A 7990-nucleotide genomic window follows, 5' to 3' on the forward strand; every position below is an offset into this window, starting at 1 on the left:
GATGCACAAAGATTTGACGATATCTCATGAGGCGCATGACCGCAAGGCCAGTATCTCCTGGCCGCTGTTACCCATGCTTGCTGTACTGGGTTTGCTGGGCTATGCCCGTTTTGCCAGCGCCGGCTCAGCCTGGCTGGCAGATAGCCTGGCGATTTTGCTGGCTTATACGCTGGCACAAACTGGCTTGTGCCTGTCACAAAAAACGGCGTGGCTCAAACATGCCAGTCAGCGCTGGGTCGTGCTGGTGCTCTTCATGTTGCTGGCCCTGCTGGCGGGTATCTGGATAGAGGCGGTGTTCTGGCCACCATTGACGGCCAGTCACGCAGTCTGGTTATTGCCTGCAGTGCTCATCGTATTCGTCTTTGCCACCATACTACCCGCGGCCATAGACCTGGAAATCACGCACCGCACCCAGGCCAGTCTGGCGACAGAAGCGAGCAAGCACAATTTGGAAAGACAAATGCTGGAAGCCAGGCTGGCTGCCTTGCAGGGCCAGATAGAGCCACATTTTTTATTCAATACGCTCGCTAATACACGTGCCCTGATACACCAGGATGCTGCAAGGGCGGAGCAAATGCTGAATCACCTGATTGCCTACCTGCGTGCTGCCATGCCCGACATGCGTCAGAGTAGCACCACATTGGGACAGGAGTTGGACAGGGCCGCTGCCTATCTGAAAATCTTTCAGATACGCCTGGGCACACGCTTTCAGTACGCGGTCCAGGCATCAGATGAATTGCGCGCCTGCCTGATCCCGCCACTGGCCATCATGAGCCTGGTAGAAAATGCCATCAAGCATGGTATAGAACCTCAGCCGGGTGAGGTGCGCATAGACATCCGTGCCAGTAGCGAAGCAGGGCAATTGCTGGTCTCAGTCAGCGATAATGGCCGTGGTTTTCAGGACGAACTGGGTAGCGGCGTTGGCTTGCTGAATGTGCAGGAAAGGTTATTGGCCTTGTTCGGTGAGCAGGCAGAACTGCAATTGCAGCCAGGTGAAAAGGGCGGCGTGTGTGCCAGCATATCTCTGCCAGCCAGGACAAGTGAGCTGGCATGAACATCATCAATCCCAAAGCCCTGATCGCAGAAGACGAAGCAATACTGCGCCAGGAATTGCAAGACGCCTTGGTACAGCTATGGCCAGAACTGGACATCATCGCCAGTGTTGATGACGGCATCAAGGCTATGCAAACCATTACCGATCTGCGCCCCGACATCGCCTTTCTGGATGTGCGCATGCCCGGCCTGAGCGGTATAGATGTGGCTCGCCTTGCCCAGCATCCTTGTCACATCGTTTTTCTGACTACACATAATGACTATGCCGTTGATGCCTTCGACCAGGGCGCGGTTGATTATTTGCTCAAGCCGCTCGACATGGGCCGGCTGGCACTGGCCGTGCAAAGACTGAGGCAACGGCTGTCACAACAACCGGCTGATCTATCTGCGTTGCAAGTCAAAAAGCCGCAAGAACCACTACGCTGGATACAGGCATCGGTGGGCAACCAGATACGCTTCATCAATGTCAGCGATGTACTATGCTTCCGTGCAGATTCCAAATACACCAAAGTCATCACTGCCAAACTCGAAGCCTATATCCGCACCACCATCAAAGACCTGGCAGCACAACTTGATGCCGATAAATTTTGGCAAATATCACGCAGCAATATCGTCAATGTGGCAGCGATAGACGCGGTGCAAAGAAGTGATGGTGGCCTGGCTTTGCGTTTGCAGAAAGAGGATGAATGGCTGGCGGTGTCACAGGCTTTTCAACACCAGTTCAAGCAGATGTAAGTTCGATAGTCGTCAATTGAGGCAAGCATTTTTGCAAAAAACAGGATAGTCTATTTTTCTCAGCGTCTTAATGCTTGTCCGTAGCAGTCTGATTTATCTCATCCATCCCATCAGCATCCAGATGCGCAATATCACCCCATTGCACCAGCTTGATTTCTTTGCCCATCACTTCAAATCGGTTGATGCTGGCGTTATAGATCGTTACTTCGCGTGGTGCGTTCAGTGGTAAATTCTTGGCGGCACGGTAGGCGCATTCGAGTACGCCGCCGTGGGCGACGAGGGCGATTTTTTTACCTTCAAATTGTTTAGCATAGTAAAACACATGTTCCATCACACGCTTGTGGAATTGGCGTATGGTTTCGCCTTCGTTTTCACCCGGCGGGAATTGCGCATCCGGTTCATGTGCTTGCCAGGCGTTGTATTCCTTGCGGTACAGGCTGGGCAGTTCGCTATACAGCTTGCCTTCAAAACCGCCAAAGCAACGCTCACGCAAGCCCTTGTCTATGCGGGTGCTGACACCTTGCAGGCGGGCGATTTCACCGGCGGTTTGCACGGCACGCTGCAAGTCGCTGGTGACTATCGCGTGCAGTTTTTCATTTTGCAAAGCCCAGGCCAGCGCCTTGGCCTGGCGCGTGCCTTCGACATTCAGTGGGATATCGAGATGGCCTTGCAAGCGGCGTTCTGCATTCCAGGCCGTTTCGCCGTGGCGTATCAATAAAATTTCTGTGGGTTTCATTTGTTTATTTTGTTCTTATTTTGTTTTTAGCCAGAAGGTGACTGGACCATCATTGGTCAGAGACACTTTCATGTCGGCACCAAAGCTGCCGGTTTCTACCTGCGCATGTTTGCTGCGTGCCTGGGTGACAAAATAATCGAATAATTGCCTGCCCAGTTCTGGTGGCGCCGCTGGAGTAAACGAGGGGCGGGTGCCGGAATTGGTATCAGCCGCCAGCGTGAATTGCGGCACCAGCAGCAAGCCGCCTTGCACATCAGTGACACTGCGGTTCATCTTGCCAGCGTCGTCTGAGAAGACGCGGTAAGCCAGTAATTTTTTCAATAAATCATCGGCCTGTTTTTCAGTATCTTCGCGTTCGGCGCAGACCAGTATCATCAGGCCGTTGTTGATGGCTCCGATGGTGTTACCATCGACGACGACTTTGGCTTCGGTTACTCTTTGTAGTAGGGCGATCATGGAGGTGTTTGGTTTTGTTGCTTGAGAGAAAGAGGGAGCAGGCGAAATCTTGTAGGTTGGGCTACGGTTTACCAGCCCAACACTCGGCGCCTAAATGACTTACACGATTACTGAGGTCCAGCGTTGGGCTGATGAAGCGTATAGCCCAGCGGGGCCCGGCCCAACCTACATACCTGGCATCAAGCCGTCAACGTCACCTTCGCAAACTTGCGACGACCAACTTGCACTACAAAAGTACCAGCTTCGACTTTCAAACCCTTGTCGCTGATAACGACAGAATCAATGCGCACACCGCCTTGTTCAACCATACGCATACCTTCACCTGTCGATGCACACAGATTAGTCTGTTTCAACAACTGACCTATGCTCAAAGGTGCACCGCTGATAGTGACTTCTGCCACATCATCGGGTATCCCGCCCTTGGAACGATTCACAAAATCCGCCAATGCATCTTCCGCCGCCTGCTTGCTATGGAAGCGCGTCACGATTTCCTGCGCAATCGCCACTTTGATATCACGCGGGTTCTGGCCTTCTGCCACGGCTTTTTTGTAGGCAGCGATCTGCTCCAGTGAACAGAAAGACAGCAGCTCGTAGTAACGCCACATCATGGTGTCAGAAATACTCATGATCTTGGCGAACATGGTATTGGCTGGCTCCGTGATGGCGATGTAGTTGTTCTTGGACTTGGACATCTTTTCGACGCCGTCCAGGCCTTCCAGCAAAGGCATGGTCAAAATACATTGTGGCTCTTGTCCATAATCTTTTTGCAGTTCACGACCTACCAGCAGGTTGAATTTCTGGTCGGTGCCACCAAGTTCCAGATCAGATTTCAGGGCGACGGAATCATAACCCTGCATCAGCGGGTACAGGAATTCATGCACGGAAATCGGCGTGCCCGCCTTGAAGCGCTTGGTGAAGTCATCGCGCTCCATCATACGGGCGACGGTGTATTTGGATGACAGTTGTATCATGCCGCGTGCGCCGAGTGGGTCTGACCATTCAGAGTTGTAGCGTATCTCGGTTTTGCTGGCGTCCAGCACCAAAGCCGCCTGCTTGAAGTAAGTCTGGGCGTTGTCTTCGATTTGTTCGCGCGTCAGCGGCGGGCGGGTGGCATTGCGACCAGACGGGTCACCGATCATGGAGGTGAAATCGCCGATCAAAAAGATCACGGTATGGCCCAGATCTTGCAATTGCCGCATCTTGTTGAGCACAACTGTGTGGCCCAGGTGCAAATCTGGTGCAGTCGGGTCCAGGCCCAGCTTGATGCGCAGGGGTTTGCCAGTTTGTTCGCTACGTGCCAGTTTTTGGGCAAATTCGGATTCGATGAGCAGTTCATCAACACCGCGCTTTGCTACTGCCAGTGCATGTTGCACTGCATCAGACAAGGGCAGGATTTTGCTGGCGGTAGCGGAGTTTTCAGAGGAGCTGGAATTATGTTCAGAAGTCATCTTTAATATAGATCAATTTTTTTGTAACACCGCTGGTCGAATTCTTGAACTGAATCCATAATCAGCGTTTGCCAAATTCTGGGTGTTGGTTAATTTGCAGGGATTATCGCTTAAACCGGATGTCAGCAATTTACTTGCTTGTTACCTGGTTTTATAATCCCGAACTTAGTGTTGTAGTCTTGATACCATGCATATTTTATGTGCAAGTTCATCTCACTGCAACGATCTCGAATTTTCGATAAAAACAGTCAATTTTAACTTATTGCATGCGTCCAACAGATAAATTACTTCGATTAGTCTCTGGTGGCAGACTGTTGTTTGGCACCACACGCGTTTCGCGCATCGTTTCCGTCTCCGCACTTTTCTTTGCTGTCTGCGCATTTGGCGCAGTTGGTGTTGCACCTCTGGCACCAGACGCATCTGACCTGCCAGTCAAGCGCATCAAACAAGAACTCAGCCTGCCTTCACTGGATGAACAGGTCGCCGCACTTGAAGCGACCGAGCAGCAATTCATCCGTGAAGCCACCTTCAAGAGCAGTGAGCAATTGGCCACGTTCTTGCAGCGTATAGGTGTGGATGACGACGAAGCGGCGCAGTTCATCAAATCAGACAGTATTGCACGCGGTATCCTGCAATTCAGAGCTGACAAAACCGTTGCAGTAAAAACGGATGATGAAGGCGAACTCCTGTGGTTGCAAACAACCGTCTCCGATGGCCCGGACAAACCGGTCAGAAACATCGTCATCAGCCGTGATAATACTGGCAAACTGACTTCGTCCGATATCACTGCCAAGCTAGAAAGACGTGTGGAAATGGCAACAGCCTATATCCGCACTGCCTTCTATCCTGCTGCTGATGATGCCCTGATCCCGCTTAACGTCACAGAACAGGTGAAGACCATGTTCGAGACCAATGTTGATTATCAGCGTCTGCAAAAGGGCGATTATTTCAATATTGTCTATGAAAGTTTCTGGCAAAACGGCGAACGGGTCCGCACTGGCCGAGTGCTGGCGGGTGAATTTAGTAATTCTGGCAAGCTGTATCAGGCTGCCTGGTTTGAAGAAACGGGTGGTAAGGGCGGTTATTACACCTTTGACGGCAAGTCTTTGAAAAAGGCCTTCCTGAGATCGCCGATAGAATTTACTCGTATATCTTCCGGCTTCTCCATGCGAGTGCACCCAATTTCTGGTCAATGGAAAGCACATAAGGGCGTCGACTTTGCTGCTGCAACTGGGACACCGATACGCGCTGCTGCTGATGGTGTGATTGAGTCGGTCGGGCCGAGTGGTGGTTATGGCAATCTGGTTGTCATCAAACACTGGAATGGTTACAGCACTGCCTATGCACACATGAGTCGCTTTGCAACTGGTGTACATAAGGGCATGAAAGTCAGTCAGAGCGATGTGATTGGCTATGTTGGCTCTACTGGCTGGTCTACTGGTCCGCATCTGCATTATGAGTTCCGCGTCAATAATGAAGCCCGTGACCCCATGACTGTTAACATGACAGAAGCTGCACCGTTGGCGACTGCTGAAATGGCCCGTTTCAAGGGGTTTGCAGGTGACATGAACCATAGATTCAATCTGCTGCATCCAGAACGCATGGCCGAAGTCATGCGCCTGGCCAAGCGTTCCTGATCAGGGGCGCTTGAACACAACGTCTTTCTTCATACGCAAGGCAGAGGCAAGCGATGCCTCTGTCCTGACCGTTTTGATACTGCAAGTCTGGCTTGATACCTATGTTAAACAGGGTATCAGTCAAACCATTGCTGACTATGTCCTATCTCAACTGACAACGGCACGTACGGCAAGCTATCTCGCTCAAACCAATACCCATATCCTGCTGGCAGAAAGCAATGGGCATCTGGTCGGTTATTGTCAAACCTCGAATGGCAAGCGCCATGCCCAGGTCAGTGCCGAGCATCAGGCTGAACTCGATCATCTCTATATACACCCTGCATTTTTTGGTCGTGGCATAGCGCGTCAGTTGCTAACTGAGGCTGAAGCACATCTGCGTGAGCAGGGTGTGCAACAAGTCTGGCTGACCACCTGGGTAGGTAATGACAGGGCACGGCACTTTTATCCACTTGCCGGTTATGCTGACATAGGTGAGACCATCTTCCGCATGGAATCTGAAGACATCGCGAATAGAATTTTCTGCAAGTCACTATAATGCCGGGCCGACTCTTCTATACTCTTGCTCATTAAGGATGACGAGGTATCAGCATGAGCATGCAGCATGGCAACAACAATTCAACATCTATATATATAGGCCTGATGTCAGGCACCAGCCTCGATGGGGTCGATGGTGTCATGGTGCGTTTGCCTGACCCCAGGGAGGACACGGGCGCTGGCATGCATATCCTGGCTACTGCTTATATCCCCTTTGATGCGGAACTGCGCCAGCAAGCCATGCGCTTGCAGCAAGCCAGTGAGAATGAATTGCATCAGGAAGCTCTGCTGGCAAATGCCCTGGCCAAAACGTATGCCGCGTGCGTAAAAAAACTGCAAGCACTGGCAGAAGGGCAAGTCGTGCAGGCTATAGGCGTGCATGGGCAAACCATCAGGCACAGACCGGAACTGGGTTATACCCGTCAGACCAATAATCCCTCCCTGCTGGCAGAGTTGACTGGCATCGACGTCATCGCCGACTTCCGCAGTCGGGATATAGCCGCTGGTGGCCAGGGCGCACCTTTGGTACCAGCCTTTCATCGCGCCGTATTTGGATGCGCAGGCACTTCTAGTGTCGTCGCCAATATCGGTGGCATCAGCAATATCAGTATCCTGGCTGCTGATGGCAGCACCCGTGGTTTTGATACTGGTCCTGGCAATGTCTTGATGGACGCCTGGATCCAGCAACATCAGGGCAAGACCTATGATGCCAATGGCGACTGGGCTGCGCAGGGCAATGTCATCCCCGCCTTGTTGGCTAGTTTGATGGATGAGGCTTATCTGCATATGTCGCCACCCAAAAGCACAGGCCGTGATCTGTTTCATCTGGCATGGTTGCAGGGCAAGCTACTGGGTTTTGAGGCAAGCAGGCCCGTCGATGTGCAGGCAACTTTGTGCGAATTCACCGCGCTGACGCTCGCAAATGATATTGTCCGCCATGCGCCAGATGCCGCCCATGTGTATGTCTGTGGTGGCGGAGCTTACAATCACCAGCTCATGCAACGCTTGCAGGTTTTATTGTCTGCCCAGTCTTGCAAGGCCATGGTGAATAGTACTGCTATCTTGGGTGTTGCTCCTGAGCAGGTGGAGGCACTCGCATTTGCCTGGCTGGCGCAAAGATTTTGCCTGCGCCTGCCGGGCAACCTGGCCGATGTAACCGGCGCAGCAGGCGGGCGTATTCTCGGCGCGCTATACCCTGCCTGACGATGGGTGTATTGCAATAGCAAAGTTAAGTCCAAGTCCTGGTTGCGTCCGCCCCTCTCTATATATAGGAGCAAGAAAACCACTCGGTGCGCGCAGCGCACTCAGTGGTTTTGCCTTTCTACAAACGAAGTAAATAATTACCGATAAACGCTTGCGAAGAAGGGCAGTAGTTTGCTATAGTTCGCCTC

General features: G+C 52.1%; 8 protein-coding genes. 5 read left to right on the plus strand and 3 right to left on the minus strand.

Features of this window, described 5'->3' with window-relative positions:
* Position 1: 1 nt before the first annotated feature.
* Positions 2 to 1054, plus strand: a complete 1053-nt coding sequence (locus H8L47_RS24870) for a sensor histidine kinase (RefSeq protein ID WP_222616673.1) — start codon at positions 2 to 4, stop codon at positions 1052 to 1054.
* Positions 1051 to 1788, plus strand: coding sequence for a LytR/AlgR family response regulator transcription factor (locus tag H8L47_RS24875; RefSeq protein WP_186956380.1), 738 nt, complete (start codon positions 1051 to 1053; stop codon positions 1786 to 1788). Before H8L47_RS24870 ends, H8L47_RS24875 begins: the two co-directional genes overlap by 4 nt.
* 67 nt (positions 1789 to 1855) lie before the next feature.
* Here the strand turns inward: H8L47_RS24875 and H8L47_RS24880 are convergent, their stop codons facing one another.
* From H8L47_RS24880 to tyrS, 3 genes are all read right to left on the minus strand, one after another.
* The gene (locus H8L47_RS24880; RefSeq protein WP_186956381.1) at positions 1856 to 2524 is read right to left on the minus strand and encodes a histidine phosphatase family protein; all 669 of its coding nucleotides are present in this window, start codon (positions 2522 to 2524) and stop codon (positions 1856 to 1858) included.
* A gap of 15 nt (positions 2525 to 2539) precedes the next feature.
* Positions 2540 to 2980: a D-aminoacyl-tRNA deacylase gene (gene dtd / locus H8L47_RS24885; protein WP_186956382.1), complete on the minus strand. Its 441-nt coding sequence runs from the start codon at positions 2978 to 2980 to the stop codon at positions 2540 to 2542.
* A 179-nt stretch (positions 2981 to 3159) separates the two neighbouring features.
* A complete protein-coding gene (gene tyrS / locus H8L47_RS24890; protein WP_186956383.1) occupies positions 3160 to 4428 on the minus strand; it encodes a tyrosine--tRNA ligase in 1269 nt (422 codons plus the stop codon).
* Between the two features lie 266 nt (positions 4429 to 4694).
* On the opposite strand from tyrS, the gene H8L47_RS24895 reads away from it, so the two are divergent.
* Genes H8L47_RS24895 through H8L47_RS24905 form a run of 3 tightly spaced genes read left to right on the plus strand, consistent with a single transcriptional unit; the run spans position 4695 to position 7802 of the window.
* Positions 4695 to 6065 (plus strand): M23 family metallopeptidase, encoded by a 1371-nt coding sequence (locus tag H8L47_RS24895; protein WP_186956384.1) that lies wholly within the window; start codon positions 4695 to 4697, stop codon positions 6063 to 6065.
* A gap of 10 nt (positions 6066 to 6075) precedes the next feature.
* Positions 6076 to 6600 (plus strand): GNAT family N-acetyltransferase, encoded by a 525-nt coding sequence (locus H8L47_RS24900; RefSeq protein WP_186956385.1) that lies wholly within the window; start codon positions 6076 to 6078, stop codon positions 6598 to 6600.
* Positions 6601 to 6653: 53 nt separating this feature from the next.
* Positions 6654 to 7802, plus strand: coding sequence for an anhydro-N-acetylmuramic acid kinase (locus H8L47_RS24905; RefSeq protein WP_230413899.1), 1149 nt, complete (start codon positions 6654 to 6656; stop codon positions 7800 to 7802).
* Positions 7803 to 7990 lie beyond the last annotated feature (188 nt).

It is taken from the genome of Undibacterium umbellatum, assembly GCF_014284125.1.
GTDB classification, from domain to species: Bacteria; Pseudomonadota; Gammaproteobacteria; order Burkholderiales; family Burkholderiaceae_D; genus Undibacterium; species Undibacterium umbellatum.

Bases quoted from the DNA above. Each gene is read 5' to 3' on its own strand.
- H8L47_RS24905 (WP_230413899.1), top strand. From the start codon at position 6,654: ATGAGCATGCAGCATGGCAACAACAATTCAACATCTATATATATAGGC.
- H8L47_RS24870 (WP_222616673.1), top strand. From the start codon at position 2: ATGCACAAAGATTTGACGATATCTCATGAGGCGCATGACCGCAAGGCC.
- H8L47_RS24875 (WP_186956380.1), top strand. From the start codon at position 1,051: ATGAACATCATCAATCCCAAAGCCCTGATCGCAGAAGACGAAGCAATA.
- H8L47_RS24895 (WP_186956384.1), top strand. From the start codon at position 4,695: ATGCGTCCAACAGATAAATTACTTCGATTAGTCTCTGGTGGCAGACTG.
- dtd (WP_186956382.1), bottom strand. From the start codon at position 2,980: ATGATCGCCCTACTACAAAGAGTAACCGAAGCCAAAGTCGTCGTCGAT.
- H8L47_RS24880 (WP_186956381.1), bottom strand. From the start codon at position 2,524: ATGAAACCCACAGAAATTTTATTGATACGCCACGGCGAAACGGCCTGG.
- tyrS (WP_186956383.1), bottom strand. From the start codon at position 4,428: ATGACTTCTGAACATAATTCCAGCTCCTCTGAAAACTCCGCTACCGCC.